Here is a 608-nt window from a genome sequence, read left to right as displayed (position 1 = left end):
ATGAGCGGGTGCCCTGCACACCCGCTCATCGCGTTCGGGATCTGCATGCAGAGGCTGTAGCACCGTTGCGGGACAAAAGATCTCTCGAGCTGCATTGACGTGAGGCGACGGGGTAACACATTGGCCTTATGCCACGGGATAGCAATGGCTGGCGAAACGCCACGGCATCGCATTTGTTATCGCGCGATCGCGGCCTCTATAGCCATTCTCGTCATGTCGAGACGCAGCGGGATGCCAGACATGGATGTAGTAGATGCTTGAAGCGACGCCCTGACCGAGGCGCTCGCATGCAATCGAGGCACCATCAAAAGCAGTGCGCCACGCATCATCGTCGCCAACCTCGATCGAGGCCAAGCAGATCTTCCAACTGGCACCACGCCACCCCTACCGCATGCCCGGACCGATCGCTTGAGGGGGACGCGCAGGGCGTCCGCCGAAAGCAGCACCGTAAGATCTTTCTCTCTTCCATTGCGGCTGCAGAAAAACGCCAAGCAAGAAACTCGTGCCAGCGATGCAGGGAACTCTAGTTGCCGCTAGTCGAGCCGAGGCAATCGGCCCGGCCGGGCGCCTCAAAGTCGAGCGAGCAGCCACCGTAGGGAGCGCGAAGG

The sequence above is a fragment of the Bordetella muralis genome, from assembly GCF_965139205.1.
In the GTDB taxonomy this organism is placed as follows: domain Bacteria; phylum Pseudomonadota; class Gammaproteobacteria; order Burkholderiales; family Burkholderiaceae_B; genus Bordetella_A; species Bordetella_A muralis.
This window is presented reverse-complemented; position numbering follows the sequence as displayed.